Annotated in this window: 15 protein-coding genes and 2 pseudogenes; 5 read left to right on the top strand and 12 right to left on the bottom strand. The window is 45.5% G+C overall.

Annotated elements, in window-relative coordinates; all coding sequences use genetic code 11:
* Positions 1-4 precede the first annotated feature (4 nt).
* The 3 genes and pseudogenes from H9L11_RS18800 to norV all read right to left on the bottom strand — a co-directional run bounded on the left by H9L11_RS18800 (position 5) and on the right by norV (position 3,045).
* On the bottom strand, positions 5-343 hold the full coding sequence (locus H9L11_RS18800; RefSeq protein WP_005375231.1) for a DUF1971 domain-containing protein: 339 nt from the start codon (positions 341-343) through the stop codon (positions 5-7).
* 42 nt (positions 344-385) lie between these two features.
* Complete coding sequence (gene norW, locus H9L11_RS18795; protein ID WP_205391384.1) at positions 386-1,534, bottom strand: NADH:flavorubredoxin reductase NorW; 1,149 nt, start codon at positions 1,532-1,534, stop codon at positions 386-388.
* Positions 1,506-3,045, bottom strand: a pseudogene (norV, locus tag H9L11_RS18790) (anaerobic nitric oxide reductase flavorubredoxin). Before norV ends, norW begins: the two are co-directional and overlap by 29 nt.
* Before the next feature lie 190 nt (positions 3,046-3,235).
* Here norV and norR point away from each other — a divergent pair.
* The 4 genes from norR to azu all read left to right on the top strand — a co-directional run bounded on the left by norR (position 3,236) and on the right by azu (position 7,392).
* Positions 3,236-4,768, top strand: a complete 1,533-nt coding sequence (norR, locus tag H9L11_RS18785) for a nitric oxide reductase transcriptional regulator NorR (RefSeq protein WP_205391382.1) — start codon at positions 3,236-3,238, stop codon at positions 4,766-4,768.
* Between the two features lie 397 nt (positions 4,769-5,165).
* Positions 5,166-5,684 (top strand): hypothetical protein, encoded by a 519-nt coding sequence (locus H9L11_RS18780; protein WP_005375218.1) that lies wholly within the window; start codon positions 5,166-5,168, stop codon positions 5,682-5,684.
* A 269-nt stretch (positions 5,685-5,953) separates the two neighbouring features.
* Positions 5,954-6,604, top strand: a complete 651-nt coding sequence (locus tag H9L11_RS18775) for an HAD family phosphatase (RefSeq protein WP_005385872.1) — start codon at positions 5,954-5,956, stop codon at positions 6,602-6,604.
* 335 nt (positions 6,605-6,939) lie between these two features.
* Positions 6,940-7,392: an azurin gene (gene azu / locus H9L11_RS18770; RefSeq protein ID WP_005375211.1), complete on the top strand. Its 453-nt coding sequence runs from the start codon at positions 6,940-6,942 to the stop codon at positions 7,390-7,392.
* Positions 7,393-7,618: 226 nt separating this feature from the next.
* Here azu and H9L11_RS18765 read toward each other — a convergent pair whose 3' ends face one another.
* The 6 genes and pseudogenes from H9L11_RS18765 to H9L11_RS18745 form a co-directional block, all read right to left on the bottom strand.
* Positions 7,619-7,969: an ethanolamine utilization protein EutQ gene (locus H9L11_RS18765; protein ID WP_033906751.1), complete on the bottom strand. Its 351-nt coding sequence runs from the start codon at positions 7,967-7,969 to the stop codon at positions 7,619-7,621.
* Complete coding sequence (locus H9L11_RS18760; protein ID WP_169628847.1) at positions 7,966-9,282, bottom strand: FAD-binding oxidoreductase; 1,317 nt, start codon at positions 9,280-9,282, stop codon at positions 7,966-7,968. Before H9L11_RS18760 ends, H9L11_RS18765 begins: the two co-directional genes overlap by 4 nt.
* Before the next feature lie 12 nt (positions 9,283-9,294).
* Positions 9,295-10,578, bottom strand: coding sequence for an FAD-dependent oxidoreductase (locus H9L11_RS18755; RefSeq protein ID WP_240199947.1), 1,284 nt, complete (start codon positions 10,576-10,578; stop codon positions 9,295-9,297).
* Positions 10,567-10,728, bottom strand: a pseudogene (locus tag H9L11_RS23590) (rubredoxin); the annotation flags it as partial. The gene H9L11_RS18755 and the pseudogene H9L11_RS23590, both read right to left, overlap by 12 nt.
* A gap of 142 nt (positions 10,729-10,870) precedes the next feature.
* Positions 10,871-12,307, bottom strand: a complete 1,437-nt coding sequence (locus H9L11_RS18750) for an aldehyde dehydrogenase family protein (protein WP_064376745.1) — start codon at positions 12,305-12,307, stop codon at positions 10,871-10,873.
* Between the two features lies 1 nt (position 12,308).
* Complete coding sequence (locus tag H9L11_RS18745; protein WP_017635305.1) at positions 12,309-13,496, bottom strand: aromatic ring-hydroxylating dioxygenase subunit alpha; 1,188 nt, start codon at positions 13,494-13,496, stop codon at positions 12,309-12,311.
* A 318-nt stretch (positions 13,497-13,814) separates the two neighbouring features.
* Here H9L11_RS18745 and H9L11_RS18740 point away from each other — a divergent pair, with 318 nt between their 5' ends.
* Positions 13,815-15,551, top strand: a complete 1,737-nt coding sequence (locus H9L11_RS18740; protein WP_240199945.1) for a BCCT family transporter — start codon at positions 13,815-13,817, stop codon at positions 15,549-15,551.
* A 92-nt stretch (positions 15,552-15,643) separates the two neighbouring features.
* Here H9L11_RS18740 and H9L11_RS18735 read toward each other — a convergent pair whose 3' ends face one another.
* The 3 genes from H9L11_RS18735 to H9L11_RS18725 form a co-directional block, all read right to left on the bottom strand.
* Entirely contained in the window at positions 15,644-16,570 is a 927-nt protein-coding gene (locus H9L11_RS18735; RefSeq protein WP_054578636.1) for a LysR substrate-binding domain-containing protein, read from the bottom strand.
* Positions 16,571-16,817: 247 nt separating this feature from the next.
* Positions 16,818-18,182, bottom strand: a complete 1,365-nt coding sequence (locus H9L11_RS18730; protein ID WP_205391380.1) for a TrkH family potassium uptake protein — start codon at positions 18,180-18,182, stop codon at positions 16,818-16,820.
* 1 nt (position 18,183) lies between these two features.
* Entirely contained in the window at positions 18,184-18,837 is a 654-nt protein-coding gene (locus tag H9L11_RS18725; RefSeq protein WP_205391379.1) for a TrkA family potassium uptake protein, read from the bottom strand.
* Positions 18,838-18,920 lie beyond the last annotated feature (83 nt).

Raw genomic sequence — 18,920 nt, 5'->3', positions numbered from 1 at the left:
TTCACTACTGCTTAGCATGGAACATCGCTTGCCCACTCTTGTCCTTGTTCGACCAGAAATTGATGTTGAACTGAGCATCATCGCTCATCTCAATGCGGTGCCAGTACTGCGGTGGACTTGTAGCAAACTGGCCTGCATTAATCACCACCACTACTTCTGCTTCTGTGGCATTTTCATCAGCAAAGCCGTAGTAAGTCACTTGCCCTTCCATGACGCACAGTTGTCCAAACACTCCCTCAGCGGTATTGTGATGAGTCAGTAGCGCTGGTGGCACATTGTCTTTAGTGAAGAAAGGTGTTGAACGTTGAACAGTCCAGTCTTTAGGAATTCGTAGATGCGACATAATGATACCCTCTCTAATTACAATTCTTTTCGTTTAAATCGGTTAAGCCTGACCGGCTTGAGACAACTCTCGAAGTAATGGAAATGCTTGCGTAACTTGTTCTCCCGTCACGACGAAGCCCATGAGTCGGCTATTTTCATCTTCTGCTTTCGCGGCAATGCCAGTTTGAGAAATCTGCACGCTCCAGTTCGTCACCGAACTAAAATCGCCTGCCAATTGAATTGGGTAGCTCGGCGTTTTGACCTTTACCATCATAGGCGGTAGTTTCAACTCTGCTTCTTGCCCCAGTAGTTGTTTGCCCAAAGCATTGGCACTTAGCACGATCGGTTGGAGGTACGGCATCATTCGACCTTGGATCTCAGCACAATCGCCTAATGCGAACACATTGGCTGCTGATGTCTGTAATCGAGCATCCACCTTGATGCCTTTATTGACACTCAACCCACAAGCCTTCGCTAACCAAGTGTTTGCACGTAAACCCGCCGCTGAAATCACTACATCAGCTTCAATTGCTTTACCTTGGCTCAAGCTTGCCACCAGCGAATCATTTGAGTGATTGATCGCGACAACTCCAGTCTCCAAGGCAAGTTGAATACCTTGCTGCTTAAGTTGGTTCTCCAGTGGCAATGCGACGAATTCAGGAATCAAGTTAGCGAGCAAACGGGGATTTGGCTCAACCACCGTAACCGCTTTACCACTGGTTGCGAGATCCATGGCGATCTCCACGCCGATCAAACCACCACCCATTACTAGAATTCGTTTCGCACGACTAATTTGCTCTTCCGCTAATTGATATTCTTGTAGCGAGTTCAGCGTTATCACCTCAGGTGCTGCATCACCAGATATTGGCGGCACAAAGGCTTTCGCGCCTGTCGCAAAGACCAGTTTGGAGTAAGGATAGGTTTGGCCGTTGGCGACCACTTGCTGAGCTTGCACGTCGACATGCTCAATCATGGTATGGGCGAACAGTTCGATGTTGTGTTCCTGTGCGAACGCCTCACCACTTTTAACCACTAAGTCTTGGGCGGTTTGCTTGTTGCTGAATACATGACTCAAATCAGGCTTGTTGTATTCCGCGCCATCATCAGCAGTAAACACTTGCAGCGGAATATGTGCGTCCATTCGACGCACTGTTTTCACCAATTGGTAAGCCGCAAAGCCGCTACCAATAATCACAAGAGGTGCTTGCATATTCCCTCCTAACCGTTGTATTCAACGAAAACGTCTTTACCTAAATGGCATTCTGGGCACAAGAAGTAATCTGGCACTTCCGACCAAGCTGTACCCGGTTCAACACCTTGGTTAGGCTCGCCTTTAGCTGGGTCGTATACCCAATTACAAACCGTACAAACCATGCATTGACAATCTGCGGGATGCGCCTCAGTACTAGGGTTGCTAGGAGCAGCATCTACTACCGCTTGTGTTGTCACTGGCGCAACGGGTTGTGATTGAACTTGTGGTACAGATGCAGTAATCGCAGGAGAAATAACAGGACTTGTCAGGTCATGCTTTGCCCACAATTTTGCGATGTTCTGACCATGTTCGCGACATTCACGCATCGCTTTACCATCTGGTCGCCATTTGGTTTTCAAGCTCACTGCGGTTTCAAAACCTGCGTCAGTCAATCGAGCATGGATACGATCCACCGCGCCACCATTCCAACCGTAACTACCGAATGCTGCGGCCTTCTTCGCTTTAAAGCGCAAACCAGTAATTTCTTCTAGCATGCCTGCGATCTTCGGCATCATGACGTTATTCATGGTAGACGAACCAACCAAGATGCCTTTTGAACGGAATACGTTGGCGAGAATTTCATTCTTATCATGCTTAGAGACATTAAAGACTTTGACCGCCACGCTAGGGTCGACATCGTGAATGCCTTGCGCGATTGCATCGGCCATCATTCGGGTGTTATTTGACATAGAATCGTAGAAAATCGTAATGCGATCTTCTTGATAATTGTCTGCCCACGCCAAGTATTGCTCGATGATTTGAACCGGATTATCGCGCCATACAATACCGTGTGACGTTGCGATCATGTCGACAGGCAAATTGAAACTCAGCACTTCTTTGATTTTTGCGGTTACCAAGCTGCTGAATGGCGTTAGGATGTTTGAGTAGTAACGCAAACACTGTTCCATCAACTCATCTTGATCCACTTCATCATTGAATAAGCGTTCATCGCAGTAGTGCTGACCAAATGCGTCATTGCTGAATAATACTGCATCGCCAGTTAGGTAAGTCATCATGCTGTCTGGCCAATGCAGCATCGGCGCTTCCACGAACACCAATTGCTTACCGTTGCCAATATCAATGCTGTCGCCTGTTTTTACGGTTTTGAAGTTCCACTCAGGATGGTGGTGATGACCCACAATCGAATCAATCGCCGCTTCTGTACAGTAAATTGGCGTGTTCGGAATCTTCTCCATTAATGCCGACAATGCGCCTGAGTGATCTTCTTCTGCATGGTTTACCACGATAAAGTCGATAGACTTAAGGTCGATTTCCATTTCTAAATTTTGGATGAATTGTTGACTGAATCGATGATCGACCGTATCAATCAATACGGTTTTCTCTTCACGAATTAGATAACTGTTGTAGCTGGTACCTTTTGTCATTTTGTATTCTGTACCGTGGAAGTCTTGAACTTCCCAATCGCGTTGACCTACCCAGTGGATGTTGTTTTTTACGTGAATTGTCATAATTACTACCTTGAATGACGGGATAAACAAAAATAATTTCTTCTTGTATTGCACTGGGCGTGCCAACTTTTAATTGCTATACATTTCAATATCTTAATTAAAACTCAACTTTAATAACTGTCATTTAGACACAGTTGAAAATAGTCATTTAGACACTACAATAGTCATATTGACACAATCGGTATTGGCTATGACTTCTTTAATCGCGCAATGGCTACACATCACGCAAGACCTTAACTCGGCGCTCACTCAACAGGCTCGCTTTGATACGTTATTAACCACGATTCGAGACGTATTGAAGTGTGACTCTTCTGCCCTTCTTTTGTATGAAGACCAGCACTTTAAACCTTTAGCGATCAATGGATTGGCGAAGGAAGTGCTTGGACGCCGTTTCTCCATTGAGCAGCACCCAAGGTTAGAAGCCATTGCCCGAGCAGGCGACATCGTGCGCTTTCCCTCCGACAGCGACTTACCTGATCCATACGACGGCTTGATTCCAAACCACGATGACAAACTGCATGTCCATTCCTGCATTGGTTTACCTCTGCTGATCGACGATCAACTGATTGGTGCCATTACGATTGACGCCTTCGACCCCAACCAATTTGATGGGCTACGCAACCAAGAGTTACGTTTTGTCAGCGCATTGGCAGCAGGTGGCTTGCACACTGCACTCCTACTAGAACAGCTCGAGACACAAGCGAGCCTGCCACGCGACTCTTACGCCGAGAAACGCACCTTAAGTAATGAAATCATTGGCAACTCTCAGGGCATGAGGAATCTTCAAGAGCAGATTGATGCCGTCGCCGATACGGAATTGTCTGTGTTGGTCATGGGAGAAACAGGCGTAGGTAAAGAGTTGGTTGCCAGCGCTATTCACCATCGTTCTAGCCGATCGAACAATACTTTGGTTTACCTCAACTGTGCGGCGCTGCCAGAATCAGTCGCGGAAAGCGAGTTGTTCGGCCATATCAAAGGCGCATTCACAGGCGCAATCAGCAATCGTAAGGGTAAGTTTGAACAAGCCGATGGCGGCACACTGTTTTTAGATGAAGTCGGCGAACTGTCGTTAGAACTGCAAGCTAAGTTACTTCGAGCTCTACAATACGGCGACATTCAACGTGTGGGTGATGACCGCCATATTCGAGTCAATACACGCATTGTCGCCGCCACCAACCGTATATTGCATGAAGAAGTGACTGCTGGTCGCTTCCGAGCCGACTTATATCACCGCCTAAGCGTCTTCCCGCTTCATGTTCCACCTCTTCGTGAACGTGAAGACGATGTGGTGTTACTCGCAGGCTTTTTTGCCGAACGTTTAAGAAGCAAATTGGGATTGAACAGCATTCGTTTGTCCCCCACTTTGGTGCAGGCACTCAAAGACTATTCATGGCCAGGCAACGTGCGAGAGCTTGAACATGTCATTAAACGTGCTGGTGTTTTGGCAAAAGCGCGTACCCACGCCATGGACATTGAGCTAGTTGAGCAAGATTTTGACATCCGAACGCCGAATCAGAACATCAAGAACGTTGAAGAAACGGAACAAAAATCTCGGCTTGAGCTACCAGAAGGCGGATTAAAGCCTGCCACAGACGCCTTCCAAAAAGCGATGATTGTTCGAGTTCTGGAAGAGAACCAAGGTAACTGGGCAGCAACGGCACGTCAGCTTGAATTAGATAACGGCAATTTGCACCGATTAGCAAAACGGCTAGGGATAAAATAGACACTAACGAATATCACCTAATATGGCATATTCATCGCCAAATAAAGAGCCGATGCCCAACCGCTCACTCAGCCCAATATAAGTAGTGAGCTGAGTGCTCAGATAGAATAGCCACCTAAGTTTGACGGTATTTTCTTCTAAATTTTATTGTCTTGAACCACCTCACAGATTTAATAACCCTTAACAATAAACACAATAATAGTTAAGGTATTTTTATGAGCCAGATCTAATAAAATTAAATATATAGTATTTATTTTAAGAATCTAAACTTTCAAAGTTCATCATAATAAATACAACCTCTATGTATACACTTTACCTTCAAAAAACATCAAAATATAATCCCTTCGATAAAAACACTTAAATGAATTTAACTGTATAAAAGTGAGGAGAATAAAATATGGGATATGGGGCGACAGTATATTCATTAGATACTGAAAAGGTTTTTAACGTACTAAAGAATGAGCGTAATCCAGAGCTAGAAAAAGCCATCATGGAAAGGTGTCAAGACTCCTTTAAAGTGATTAATGAAATGCTGGAAAGTAGTGGCGAAAGCATCCGAGCTGAAGAGCTTCTTATGCAGATGCTGTCTGAAGAGATAAAATACAGTCACTTGGGTTACGCCTATGCTTACTTGCTTGAAGCTATATGTAAGATCACTGGTTATTACTTATCCAATAACTCTTGGTATCCTTGCGATGTAAACGATTTCTGCGATATTCCATTCACTAATACCGATTATCCCATAAAATTCCCATTCCCTGACGATTTCCCTGTTGTTTTTATGATAAAAAATCAAGATATTCACCAAGATAACGTTGACTTCGGAGGCTTATCAGAGCAACAAATATCTGAAGTCAAGAGCTGGTACACTCATGCAGTCGTAAACAATCGTGACTTGGTATTATTTTATTATTAATTTTAACTATTAATAAATTATCCAATAGTTAAAATAACAATAGAATATTAATAAAACTCTAGCTTATATTAAGATAGAGTTTTATCTATTTAACTGAAATTTTTATAATTTTAAAAATATTATATTTCACACCTAATTTATAGACTCTGTGTATAGTGTGCTCAGAGGCAATGTGAACTCATAGGATCAAAATCAAGTTCTAATTTTTAGAAGAAAAACCGATCTGCTTGTGTCAAAATGCGCCATCCCAACCAAAAAGTCTTAATGTAATGAACTACCAAGCTGCTATTTTTGATATGGATGGTTTGCTCCTTGATACTGAGCGCGTCTGTATGCATATTTTCCAAGAAGCATGTGAAGCCCAGAACCTACCCTTCTATAAAGATGTTTACCTTTCAATCATTGGTCGCAATGCAGCGGGCATTGAAGTGATTTTTCGTAAAGCTTATGGGGATGATCTTGACCGCTTACACCAAGAGTGGCGCGACCGTTACGACGCTGTGGTTAAGCACCAAGCGATACCGGTAAAAGAAGGGGTGATTGAGCTGCTTGAGTGGTTGAAAGGCCAAGGGTTGCCAATTGCAGTCGCCACTTCTACAGCAAAAGAAGTGGCACAGAAGAAGTTGGAGTTAGCGGGCCTAAGCAAGTATTTCGACAACTTAACGACAGGCTGTGAAGTGTCACACGGCAAACCTGATCCAGAGATCTACCTGCTTGCAGCAAGTCGTCTAAGCGTAGATCCAACCAAATGTCTCGCCTTTGAAGATTCAAATAATGGCGTACGTGCTGCGGTAGCAGCGAACATGATCACTTATCAAATTCCTGATTTGGTTGAGCCTTGTGACGAAATAAAGCAATTAGGCCATACTGTCGCACCTTCACTGCATGATGTGTTGCACACGTTAAAGCAAACTCGCTAGGCCTACTTGTCGTCTGTTATCTAGAAGCTCAGCAATTTAGCTGAGCTTCTTTCTTGAAACCTCTCCAATACCGTAAAACCAAACAATTCTGCCACCCGTTTAGAGAGATTATTTTCACCTTAACTCTGGCTAATCACGACTTTTGATTTAACTCACGCAATCGCATGAAATAAGGCATTTGAGTGATCAAATAGCGGAACTGACCAGTACAAGCTTGCAACAAAACGTCAATATACCGATTGAAGCACGTTTTTGGAGTGAAAATTGGCTGATAATGAGAACTATTGGATAAGATCAATCCAAGTCAGCCTAAAATACAAAATGGAGAGTGTTATATGTCTTTACGTTTATTAGCAACAACCTTCGCATTAGTAGGAATGAGCTTTGGTGCCCAAGCCAGTGCCGAGTGTGAAGTGTCATTAGATGCTAACGATATGATGCAGTTTTCTACTAAAACATTGAGCGTACCAGCCACTTGTAAAGAGGTAAAACTAACGCTGAATCACACAGGTAAGATGCCAGCGCAATCGATGGGTCACAACGTGGTCATCTCTGACACAGCCAACCTACAAGCAGTCGGTACTGATGGCATGGCAGCTGGAGCAGAAAATAACTACGTAAAACCAAATGATGATCGCGTCTACGCTCACACAAAAGTAATTGGTGGCGGTGAAAGCACCAGCATTACGTTCAGTACTGAGAAAATGAAAGCCGGCGGTGACTATTCATTCTTCTGTTCGTTCCCGGGTCACTGGGCAATCATGCAGGGTAAATTTGAGCTAAAATAAAAGATTTAGCCAAGCCAAAAGAAGACTCATTATAGGGAAGCCAAGGCTTCCCTTTTTGATAGATAAAATAGCAATTGAGAAAGGTCTAACACGTCTGGAAACGTGACCAAGAAACATAGCAAGTATGAAACCCTTGCTCCATTGAGATTAAGTTCTTTTGCGAAAAGTTATGGTTAAAAATCAGATTTTTATTTTGCCTTTCCGAAACACAACTAAATGATAAAAGTCATTTAATACCATGTAACTCTTTCCAGTTTCCTGGATGAACCACATAGCCGAACAGAGCATGCCCACCATAAACCAATTCAGTCCCTTCCGGTATCCACAGCATCTGACCTGGGTGCACAAAATGTGTTTCACCATTTGCGGTCAGCTCGAAACAGCCTTCAATCACGAAAATAACCTCATCATAAAGCACTGTCCAAGCCACTTTAGCGCCTTCCCATTTAGCAAAGCCTACGCCTATGTTTGGTGAAATTTCTGGGCTTAACGCCCTGGCAACATACGCCATTCCTGGCGTATCACCACGAACATTGAAATCTAGACTTTTACTATCAACAAGTTTGACTGGCTTCATAATTCACTCCGGCTTTGCCATTTTGCTAATTGGATACGCGTTTTTACTCCCAAACCTAAAAAAGGCTCTGGCGGATTCAAACAAGGCATTCCTGTCACTTGCTGTATGTCATCCAATGATTTAGATGTCGCACCAACGACATAGTCAGCTAACAGTGTTCCAGAAATGGTTCCCCACGCAGCACCAACACCATTGTCACAAGCGCTGGCATAAACACCTTCATCTAATTGACCGAAAAAGTTAGTAAAGTTACGAGAGATTGCATACACCCCACCCCATGTGTGAGTAAATGGTACGTCGGCCAGCTCGGGATAACGCGCCAGAAAGACCTGACGATGATCGTCGCGAATTTGTTCTCTGACTTTATCGTTCAAGCTTGAGCCATATTTCGGCACGTGTTTGTAAGTATTGCGGATCAAAATACGTCGATCGGCGGTCATACGTAACGTCGTTCCCGCATGATCAGCTGGAGTTAACCCCCAATTCAGCTCACCTCCGTATCGTTGCATTTCTGCGTCGGTTAATGGACGCGTCCAGCTTGCAAACGTCATCACTGGAAGTAGTCTGTTTTTAAGATAACCAAACTCCCGAGTAAAAATGCTGGTCCCAAGCAGCAGTTCAGGGGCTTCAACAGAGCCACTATCTCCATGTAATACCCAGCAACCGTTTTCTTTACTGAGCTTGCGGATTGGCGAGTTCTCTAACACCTCGACGTTCTCTGGAAGGCTTTCCCCTAGCCCACGCACCAAAGCAGCAGGTTGCATTAAATAACCACCTGGCGTGTAAATTGCGCGGCTGTAGTAGTTTGTTCCCAAGACTCTCGCCAGCTCACTGCCATTAACATGGAAGTATGGTTCGCCAAGGTCTTTCATTAGGTGCTCAAAGTGATCGAGATACGCTTCACCGCGCGCCCCTACGGCTCCTTGATATTTGCCCTTTGCTGACCACTGACAAGAAATACTGTGCTTCGACACTAAAGTGTTTAGCTGAGCAATCGCAGAACGGTTGAGTGATAATAACTTTTGCTTGTGCTCAGGGTCGGGATGCTCAAGTGAAAACTTATGAGGCAAATCGATAACAAAGCCCGAATTTCTTCCTGACGCCCCTTGGCCGATACGTTGCGCATCAATCAGTATAATTCGTGCATTAGGCATAAGTTCAGCTATACGTCTTGCCATAGCTAGGCCTGCGAAACCGGCACCTAACACGGCATAGTCAGCACTTTGTTTACCTTTTAACGCCGATTTTTCTGGAATACTTGGCAACGCATGGTACCAACCACACGTCACGTCATCATTGGGTAAATGAATCATCTTTTTTCTCCGCTACGCTGCTGACAGTTTCAATGACAATTGATCTAGCCAAGGGCCGCGTAATGACTGTACTTTTCTTCCTAGCAACGCAAAACCGAGCATTGCTCCTTCTGGTGAATAAAACGCAGCGGTCAATTCATCTGCTTGGTTCTCGATGTACCATTGTCCCTGTTCTTCAGAGGCTACCGGGAAAATCGTGAGTGGAAGAATCGGCGTTTTTACAATCACTGGAGTTGGTGTTAACGAGATAGGGGCGACATCGCCTAGCAAGCTTTTCGCTACAGAAGGGATCATTTGATTAATCGGTGCAATATAGGGCTGCCAACCTTGCTCAGTTTCAACACAGTCACCTAGCGAGTAAATATTCTCATCACTCGTCTGGCCGAATTGATTCACTTTAATGCCGCGGCCCACTTCGAGCCCTGCTTGCTCAGCCAGAGAAACATTTGGCTTGAGTCCAACCGCGCTCAGCACTAGATCTGCTTCAATCTGCTTGCCACTGTTTAGATGTAAAACCGCACTAGATTCCGACCTTGGTTCGATTCTGGTGATACTGTCTTGTAGAGCCCATTGCACGCCTCGATCGGCAAGTGCGCTTTGTAATGATTCACCCAACTGTTGCGGGATCAAACGCTCCATTGGCCATTGACCCAACCCGATAACTGTTACTTCATAACCGCTTTCGATCAGATCATTTGCGAACTCACAGCCAATTAAGCCATCACCTAGGATCGCGATGCGCTTTTTGTCTTGCAGCTCCGCTCTGAAACGGCAGTAATCAACTAAGTCGTTCACACTCATAACCCAAGAGCGATCGCCCTCAATTGGGATTTCAATCGGTGATGCACCTGTTGCCAGTACCAAGCGGCTGTAGGCGTATTTACCGATGGAGGTATGTAACGTTGAATTGGCACGATTGATCTGTTCAACACGGGTATGCGGGTAAACTCGGATATTGAGACGGCTTTCCCACTCCAACGCGCTCTCACTTTGTAGCGCGTCGCCGTCTTTATTCATGACCAGTGCATTAGACAATGCTGGTTTGCTGTACAAAGCGCCATCATCAGCGGTAAAGACGGTGATAGCAACCGTCTCGGATTGTGCTCTAAGTGCCGCCGCCAACTGGTAACCACTGTGGCCACTACCGATGATAACGATAGGGTCATTTGAGAATACAGGTTGAGTAACTTCAGATGGAAGAGGCTGAGCCGTATTTGGCTGAACAGACGCTTCTACCGACACCGAAGACACCGCTGCAACCTCTTCTAGTGGCGCATCGTCGGTAATTTCGATCATTTCAAAATCGGCCTTACCCACTAAACAGTCAGGACATAACCAGTCATCCGGTACATCTTCCCATGCTGTTCCTGGTGCAATGCCATCGGATGGCCAACCTTGTGCTTCATCATAGATTAAGCCGCAAATAATACAGAGCCACTTTCTCATCACTTATACTCCAACTACCTTGTTCAGAATTTCCGTGTTTACAAACCGTTGTCAGATTTGTTGTGATTCCATCAACCTCGCCCTAGCTTGTGGTCTGAAGTCCAAGCCGGTACGAGGTGATGAAAATACAGTTACACGGTGGCTATACGTTGCTGTCTTGCTGCAAACGAATGGCAATATTGCGTGTCTGGACGTAGCTATAAATCGCTTCTTGTCCTTTTTCTCGCCCAAACCCGGACAAGCCCACGCCACCAAATGGTGTTTCGATGCCACCAGCAAACCATTCATTGATGAACACTTGTCCACCACGCAGTTGCTGTGCCACTCGCAATGTTTGGTTTAGGCTTTCACCAAAGACACCAGCAACCAGGCCAAAATCGGTGCCATTCGCGATTTCAACAGCCTCTTGTTCGGTTTCAAACGGTGTAATTACCAGTACAGGGCCAAACACTTCTTCTTGAGCAATACGCATATCTGGTGAGGCTTCAATCACCGTCGGTGCCACAAAGTAACCCGACAAATCAGGGGCGTACCCACCCGTTAGGATGTTCGCGCCGTCGGCTTTTGCTTGTTCAATCATCTCAAGCACGCGTGCTTGCTGATCAGCGGAAACCAGTGGCGTGATATCTGGTTGGCTCTCGCCTTGGCCAATAGTTAGGCCTTGTGCCATTTCCACTACAGCCGCTTTCACTTCTTCATAACGTTCTTTTTGAACAAGAAGTCGAGACATCGCTGAACACACTTGACCCGCATTAAAGAAGATGCCGACTTGTACGCTTTGTAAAAGCGTTTCGAGACTCACATCTTTCAGTGCGATAGCGGCCGATTTACCACCCAGCTCCATCACAGATGGTGTGGCGCGTTGCGCTGAGTCTTTCAGTATGCGTTGGCCGGTCGGCACAGAACCTGTAAAGACAATTTGATCAACGTCTTGATGCTGCACCAAGTGGCTGCCAACTACGGAGCCTTTCCCACATAGCAAGTTAATCGCGCCTTTTGGGAAGCCCGCTTTTTCAATCGCTTTAATCAACAACGTCATAGCGAGTGGGGAAATCTCTGGCGATTTGATCACCACTGCGTTACCAGCAGCTAATGCAGGTGCTAATGAGCGTGAACAAATAGAAACTGGGAAATTCCACGGCACAATCTGCACTGACACACCAAACGGCACATATTGGGTGAAATCGACATAATCTTTACCCAACGGAATTGACGAGCCTTCCAGCTTGTCGGCCATGCCAGCGTAGTATTCGAAGTAACGTGCCGATTCTAAAAACTCATCTTTGGCATCTTGCAAAGATTTCCCATTTTCACGGCAGGCAACTAGCCCACCTTCATCAACCATTTCACGAATAGCCGCGGCGGCTTTTAACATCCACTCGGTTCTGACGGCTGGACGAACGTCCGAAAGAAGACCTTGATTGACTACTCGACGTGCCGCTGCCATTGCGCGATCTGCATCGATGATAGTGGCTTCTGCAATCGTCGCATACGCTTCGGCTGTGCCAGGGTTCATGACGGTCAGCGCTTGCTCTGAATCGCACCACTCACCATCAATATAATTAAGGTAATGCATCATATTACTGCTCCAGTGCCGCTTTCACTTGCTTTGCCAACCAGGTTTGGAAGAAATGCGTCGGAACATCCATTTCTGGTGAGAACACACCACCACCAAAGCCAGGTGAGTAACGACCTTCCTGCATGCCCTCGACCGCTCCAATATCTTCGCCGAATACGACTCGCCATGACTCAACGGTAGCAGTACGGCACGCAGCGAACTCATCTTTCGTTGCTTCATCACCCACATAGAAGACACGTAGGTGCTCAACACTCTTATTCGCAGTGATTGGTTCAATCATCATCGCAAAGGCATGATCGGCTTGAATACCAAGCAACACGTTTGGAAAGAGTGCAACATATTCTGCATGACGCAGTTTATCTTCTGGCCAGCTTGGAAATTTAGGTAAGTGTGTTCCTGCAGTATCAGAGAGGTTGTATGCGAGACTACCTTGGCCAGCAAAACGCTCTGCAAACATGATGTTGTAGTGATCCTCTAGGCGAGAATAACTGTTCAAACTCGGATGCACCCAAGGTAAGTGGTAAGCTTCACAGTAGTTTTCTACGGCAAGCTTCCAGTTACTTTTCACTTCTATCTCTAAGTTGCCACCCATGTTCACGCGGCGAAGAAGCCCTAATCCTTCTTCACCTAAGAATTGCTGCCAACGTTGCTCTAGCGGCGCGATATGCTCTTCAAAGCTTTCTGCTTTGCCCGATAAGTTGACGAATACCATGTCCATCCAAACAGCTGAACGAAGTGGCTTAAGGCCATGCTTTTCACACTTAAATCGGTCATCTTTGTGTTTTGCGATACCACCGATGTGTGGTGTGCCTTTTAGATTGCCGTCAAGATCGTACGTCCATGAATGGTAAGGACAGCGAATCATGCCTTGAACTTCGCCTGCCTCATGAACCAGCTTCATACCTCGGTGGCTACACACGTTGTGGAAGACTTGGACTTCACCTTGACGATTTCTCATCATGAGTAGTGGAAGATTCATGAAATCAAGTGGCATTACATAACCATTTTTAAGCAGGTCTGATGCAAAACCAATGCATACCCAAGTGTTACCAAACACCTGATCACGCTCAAAAGTAAAATACTCTTCGCTGGTGTAGGCCTGATTCGGCATTCCTGTTGCTTCACTGATTGGGTTCAGTACATTATCAACAAGTTCAACAGGAATAATGGTTTGGTTGACATTGCTCATATTCTTATCTCCGAGAGTCGAGTTGCATCCAGTGCGTACAACATCGTGTTGTGTTAGTGGAGATGATTTTGATTAACAACCCGGCAACAAACAAACGACTTTTTCGCCGGGCTTGGATGAGTTTTTGTCATTCATGCATTGATCTTGAACAAAAAACAACCTTTTAATTAACAATGATCTTCTTGTCATGATTAATACTCATTAACCGATGAGTATTAATCAGTTGAAACACAAAAGCCCTCTCTCTACTCTCTTTCAAAAATTAACAATAACGCAACAAACAATAACGCTAAAACAAACGCACTGTGAGGGATGCCTATGAGAGCAACATCTGGGATATTGAAAGGACTCAATCCGACTGTGACAATCGCATCAAAGATCGTCGTTATCGGTTTTGTACTTTTCTGCGCCATTCTCGCCAACCAAGCGGGCCAATACTTCGAAACGATTTCCGGCATTTTGCTACAGAATATGAAGTGGTTTTACATCGGACTTGTTTCACTCGTTGTCGGTTTTCTTCTTTACCTTATGGTTAGTCGATATGGGCATATTCGTTTGAGTAAAGATGACGAAAAACCAGAGTTTAGTTATTTGTCTTGGGTATCCATGCTTTTTTCCGGAGGCATGGGGATAGGCTTAATTTTCTGGTCGGTCGCCGAACCGATGTGGCATTACGCTGACAACCCATTTACTCAAGGCCTGACCAATGAAGCCGCAACAACATCAATGAAACTGACATTCTTTCACTGGGGTCTACATCCTTGGTCTGTCTTTATCATTGTGGCACTCGCATTAGCTTACTTTTCCTACCGTAAAGATCTGCCTTTTACCCTACGCTCTATCTTGTACCCTTTGATTGGCGATCGTATTTATGGGCCTATCGGACACACGGTTGATATCCTAACAGTCGCGGTGACTGCTTTCGGTATCTCTCAAACCTTAGGGATGGGAGTTATCCAAATAAACTCTGGTTTGAATCAAGCCTTTGGTCTAGACATTAGTTTGGGGATTCAACTCTTTATTATCGTTTCCCTTTGTACTTGTGCGGTTGCGTCGGTGCTATCTGGTGTAGGAAAAGGTATTCGCCGTTTATCAGAATGGAACATGCTGCTTTCACTCGCACTCGTGCTAGTCGTACTTTACATTGGTCCAACTCGCTATATCTTAAATACGCTACTCGAAAGTACGGGGCTTTATGCACAAAACATTGTCGGTATGAGCTTATGGAGCGATGCACAGAATGACTCTGGCTGGCAAAACTGGTGGACGGCTTATTACTGGCCTTGGTGGATGACTTGGGCACCTTTCGTTGGCATGTTTGTGGCTCGTATCTCTAAAGGACGCACAATACGTGAACTTATCGGCGGTGCTCTCATCGTACCCACGCTGATCACGTTCTTATGGATTTCAGTATTTGGTGGTGCAGCGTTGAAGGTAGAGCAAGACGCTCGTGTTGCTCATCAAGAGCAAGTCACTGCGGCACAAGAAGCCAAACAAACACCACCTGCGGATTTTTCTGGCGGCCCGATTCTTGAAGCGACTAAAGCCGATACGACACGCGCTTTGTTTACGCTATTCGACAATCTAGATACAGGTATGTTTGGTAAACTACTTAGCGTGCTTGCGTGTCTATTACTCGGTACTTATTTCATTACCTCCGCAGACTCGGGTACCTTGGTTCTATGTACCCTCGATGCCGCTGGGCACAGTGAGCCTCCTACCTCTATACGCGTATTGTGGGGGATCATGATCGCAGCCATTGCGGGAGTACTTCTATACGCAGGAGGGTTAAAAGCAATGCAAACTGCCTCCATTATTGCCGGTTTCCCTATCGCGATTTTTATCGCGGTGATGAGCTTAACGCTGTTCCATAGTATTCGACGCGAACCTAAGCCATGGGCAATGCTTCCTGAGCATGTTCACCCAGAGCAAGAGAAACTTGATGGTCCTGTTGAACCGCTTGTTGAAAGCAAAACTGTGGCTTTCGAGCCTATCGCTTCAAGATCCTCGCTGAAAGATGATTCCACACTTAATCAGGGACCAGTACTAAGTTAGTGCGTCGTTTCATCAATCAATTAAAAAAGCGGGAACTGATATTCCCGCTTTTTTAACATTACCAAACTCTGTTATTTTCTCTGCTTATTGATTTAAGCTAAGCCTCGATCACCTACCTCATCTGGCAACTGATGCAAAAGCCATTCTCTAAAACGTTTGACGCTGGCTGGGATTAAACCTCTATTTTTAGGTTCAAGCATAGAAAAATTGGAAGGTGTTGAAAGCACGTGTTCGACTGGCCTAACCAAAGCGCCGCTTTGTAAATAGTCGTCCACTAATGACCCCCAGGCTAACGCGATTCCCTGACCATTAATTGCCGCTTGTAACAGCATTGGATAGTTATTGATGTTCATGCGATTACGAGGCGAAATATTTGGCAACCCCACACTTGCAAACCACTGCTCCCAATTCACCCAATCTCTTTGAGACTCTTCCAGATAGAGTAACGTTTTATTGAAGATTTCTTCTGGCTCACTAGGCTGGCCGATTTTCTCTAAATAAAGCGGGCTACACACAGGGAATACTTCTTCTGAAAATAGCGTTGTCACATCCATTTCCGCAGGTGGAGTGCGACAATAAAACAAGGCGAGATCGCAATCCAATCGGCGTAAGTCCAACACATTATCTGAGGCCAATATCCTTATATCGATGTCATCATGTTCATTTTGAAATTGAGCAACCTTAGGCAACAACCACAAGGCTGCCATTGCATTTGTCGTCGCAACCGTGATCTTTTGTTCGCCCTGCCATTTCTTCACTTCACCCGTGATTTGAGCAATATCGAGCAAAGATTGGCTGACAGCTTGATAATATTGAAGACCTGTAGGCGTTAAATTAATGCTTCGATTGGCTCGCGTGAACATAGCCTTGCCTAAGTATTCTTCTAATTGTCTAATTTGGCGACTGATAGCACCTTGGGTCACGTTTAGCTCGTCAGCGGCTAACGTAAAACTCAAGTGCCGCGCCGACGCTTCAAACGCAACGAGGCTATTTAAAGGAGGGAGGGGTTTGATTTTCATGTATCTTCCAGTAAGGCAGTATTGTAATTATTTTTATTCCCGGCAATCTTATGTTGCACGTGGATAATGCCATTCTGGACAACACCTCAAAAACGACAATTTATAAATGATAAAAAATAGAGATGAATCATAAATTGTTGTGAGAGAGACTGCCGTATACAGTTTCGTGGCTACAACGAGCACAAAAAGAGGAGCAGTTACTCCTCTTTTGCCTAGCCTTTTGCTCACTTTCTTCGAGTTAGCCCATCTACCCTATTGCCAGTTTAGTACTCGCGTAACGCGCTTTTTTCTTTCTTGGACTGGCTAAGAAGTACGCTAATGTAAGAGGCCCTAATCGTCCCATAAACATCATGAAGATGATCACTAACTCACCTGGTTCGGACAAACTGCCCGTTAAGCCTCGCGATAACCCAACCGTACCCAGTGCCGAGACCGCTTCGAACGTAATATCTAACATAGACGCTTTCTCTGTCAGTAACAGCGTGAATATGGCAAACCAAGTCACCCCCACCGAGATCAGAGTCAGCGCCAATGCCTTGCTGATGGTCTCTTTGGGAATCTCGCGTTGAAAGGCATAGGTTGCTTCATCGCGACGCAAATAGCTGTAAGTTGCCAAGACCAATACCATAAATGTCACAACTTTAATGCCACTTGCCGTACTCAATGATCCACCGCCGATAAACATCAACACCAGAATGATCGCCGTTGTGGCATCTTCCAACTGATCGATAGCTAAAGTGTTGAACCCTGCCGTTCTTGGCGTCACCGCTTGAAACCACGATGCCCACCATTTCCCTGCTTCGCTCAAAGGGCCAAGCGTATTGGGGTTCTCATATTCAATCAGGTAAATGGCGATAAGTGCCACCACGTTAATGATCACCGTGCCTAAGATCATCATTCGACTGTAAACGGTGAGTCGGTGCCAACGGCGATTGCGTTTTAAGTCAATCCAAACCGAGAAGCCTAAACCACCAATAATGAACAAACTGGTAATGGTGAAGTTAACGACCGGGTCGTCCACATAAGGCATTAAGCTATCGGCACTCAACGCAAAACCTGCATTGTTAAACGCACTGATGGTGTAGAAGAAACCATGGAACAAACTGGTTTTCCAACCCAGCTCTTCACTCCAATAAACGCTCAAAATAGTGAAACCAATAAGTTCAACGAGCAGAGCGAACATCAATACAGATTTAGCGGTGGCAATGAGTGTCGATGAGTCAGTTTGGTTGAACGCCTCTCTCGCGACGGCTCGCTCCAAAAAGCCAATTTTTCCGCCCAGAGCCAGCAAGGTCACGATGGCAAACGTCATTAAACCTAGGCCACCACATTGAATCAGGAAAGCAATAACCACTTGCCCAAAAGGCGTAAACGCCGTGCCCGTGTCTACCACAACTAATCCCGTCACCGTAATGGCCGATGTCGCAGTAAACAGGCTTTGAATCCAAGTGATGGGCTCTGTGGTGGCAATCGGCAGTTTGAGTAAGACCGTGCCGAGCATGATCAAGCACGCAAAGCTGAGGCTAAGTATCAATGGCGGTGCGCCCAACAGTTTTTTGCCCGCTTTGGGCTTTCGTTCTATTGGGATAATAGAGGGATGCCACAAAACCATGTTACACCAACCTTGGAGCGACGTATTTCAGCTCAGCGCGACTACCACAAAGCAACAGCGTGTCGAACTCATTAAGCACAAACTCATCATTGATATTGGTGTAGACGGCTTCTTCGCGCTTCACCAAGATAGGCTGAATGTTGTAACTGCCTCGGCTGATCAACTTAGAAAGCGGCGTATCGTGCAGATTGGATTTAACGTGGATTTCCACCACATACAAGCCATGCCCCATTTCTAAATAGTTGTTCACCATCGGATAGTTGAGTGCCTGCGCGACTCTTACGCCCATCTCCTCTTCAGGATGAATAATACGTTGTACACCAAGCTTAGACACGATGGTATGGTGCGCTTTGGTGCTCGCTTTGACCCAAATGGATTTCACACCCAGATTTTTCAGCGCCAGCGTACACAACAAACTGGCTTGCATGTCTTCACCAATCGCCACCAACACCACATCACTGTTCGCTAGCGCTAACTCTCTGAGTGCACCTTCGTCTGTTGCGTCACATATGACCGCTTGCGTTAACTCTTCGACGTATTTTTCGACGATTTTCGGGTCGCTATCCACCCCCGCTACGGTGTGTCCAAGATGAATAAGTTCTAAGCTGGCGGCAACGCCAAATCGCCCTAAACCAATTACTGTAAAGTGAGCCATATCAATACCTAACTGTGTTTTATGTATAGAAAATGCTAATGCGTTAAGGGCTAGACTGATTTTCCGTCGCGGAAAATAGGCAA

Source organism: Vibrio sp. sp1 (assembly GCF_016920955.1).
Classification (GTDB): domain Bacteria; phylum Pseudomonadota; class Gammaproteobacteria; order Enterobacterales; family Vibrionaceae; genus Vibrio; species Vibrio alginolyticus.
This window is presented reverse-complemented; position numbering and strand designations above follow the sequence as displayed.

Coding starts and splice junctions, on each gene's coding strand:
- H9L11_RS18800 (WP_005375231.1), bottom strand. CDS start 343: ATGTCGCATCTACGAATTCCTAAAGACTGGACTGTTCAACGTTCAACA.
- norW (WP_205391384.1), bottom strand. CDS start 1,534: ATGCAAGCACCTCTTGTGATTATTGGTAGCGGCTTTGCGGCTTACCAA.
- norR (WP_205391382.1), top strand. CDS start 3,236: ATGACTTCTTTAATCGCGCAATGGCTACACATCACGCAAGACCTTAAC.
- H9L11_RS18780 (WP_005375218.1), top strand. CDS start 5,166: ATGGGATATGGGGCGACAGTATATTCATTAGATACTGAAAAGGTTTTT.
- H9L11_RS18775 (WP_005385872.1), top strand. CDS start 5,954: ATGAACTACCAAGCTGCTATTTTTGATATGGATGGTTTGCTCCTTGAT.
- azu (WP_005375211.1), top strand. CDS start 6,940: ATGTCTTTACGTTTATTAGCAACAACCTTCGCATTAGTAGGAATGAGC.
- H9L11_RS18765 (WP_033906751.1), bottom strand. CDS start 7,969: ATGAAGCCAGTCAAACTTGTTGATAGTAAAAGTCTAGATTTCAATGTT.
- H9L11_RS18760 (WP_169628847.1), bottom strand. CDS start 9,282: ATGATTCATTTACCCAATGATGACGTGACGTGTGGTTGGTACCATGCG.
- H9L11_RS18755 (WP_240199947.1), bottom strand. CDS start 10,578: ATGATCGAAATTACCGACGATGCGCCACTAGAAGAGGTTGCAGCGGTG.
- H9L11_RS18750 (WP_064376745.1), bottom strand. CDS start 12,307: ATGATGCATTACCTTAATTATATTGATGGTGAGTGGTGCGATTCAGAG.
- H9L11_RS18745 (WP_017635305.1), bottom strand. CDS start 13,496: ATGAGCAATGTCAACCAAACCATTATTCCTGTTGAACTTGTTGATAAT.
- H9L11_RS18740 (WP_240199945.1), top strand. CDS start 13,815: ATGAGAGCAACATCTGGGATATTGAAAGGACTCAATCCGACTGTGACA.
- H9L11_RS18735 (WP_054578636.1), bottom strand. CDS start 16,570: ATGAAAATCAAACCCCTCCCTCCTTTAAATAGCCTCGTTGCGTTTGAA.
- H9L11_RS18730 (WP_205391380.1), bottom strand. CDS start 18,182: ATGGTTTTGTGGCATCCCTCTATTATCCCAATAGAACGAAAGCCCAAA.
- H9L11_RS18725 (WP_205391379.1), bottom strand. CDS start 18,837: ATGGCTCACTTTACAGTAATTGGTTTAGGGCGATTTGGCGTTGCCGCC.